Below are 683 nucleotides of genomic sequence, written 5' to 3' on the forward strand. Positions count from 1 at the left end.
GTCCCCCCAAAATCCACATCATCGGCAAAGCTGTAAACCTCCACGCCCAATTGCTGCGCCACGGTGTGGGCTTTGGGATCGACCATCGGCGAAATTACGATACTGCGATCCGCCTTGCGGCCATGCCGCTGTTCGTAAAATTCCTGCTTGCGCCAAAACGCATACATGTCGGATTTACTGATCGATGATTTGATCTCACACAGTATGAGCAAACCATTGTAAATGATGACATCCAACTCCACCTGATCCGGCTTTCCAAACACTACTCCCTGGTCATCGAAATCCTGAAAGCGTTCCACCTTGACTTTGAAAGACTTCTCCAATATGGCCTTGAGACCATTGCGGAAGGAGGCCTCCGATTGCATTCCCCACCTGGCTCCCAAAGCACCGATGCTGAGATCGATTCTTCGGTCCAGTGCCTTGATTGAAGCCAGCATTTCCCTGATGACCTTTTGGTTCTCCTCCCATTTCTTTTCATTTTCCTCCCACCTCTTTTGATTTTCCTCCCATTTCTTTTCATTTTTCCCCCATCTCTTTTGATCTTCCCCCCATCTCTTTTGATCTTCCTCCCATTTCTTATCCTGCCGTTCGCGGTCGGCTTTAAGTTCGGCTAAAACTCTATCGATGCGATCCTCTGTCCTTTCCTTCCCGGCATATTGGCCTGCGGTTATTCCAGCAACCAG

General features: G+C 49.3%; 1 protein-coding gene. It reads right to left on the bottom strand.

What is annotated here, in order from left to right:
- Positions 1-683, bottom strand: a 683-nt coding sequence (locus L6R21_28130) for a DUF3782 domain-containing protein (protein MCK6563073.1), incomplete at its 3' end; no start/stop codon positions are given.

The sequence above is a fragment of the bacterium genome (genome assembly GCA_023150945.1).
Taxonomy (GTDB): domain Bacteria; phylum Zhuqueibacterota; class Zhuqueibacteria; order Zhuqueibacterales; family Zhuqueibacteraceae; genus Coneutiohabitans.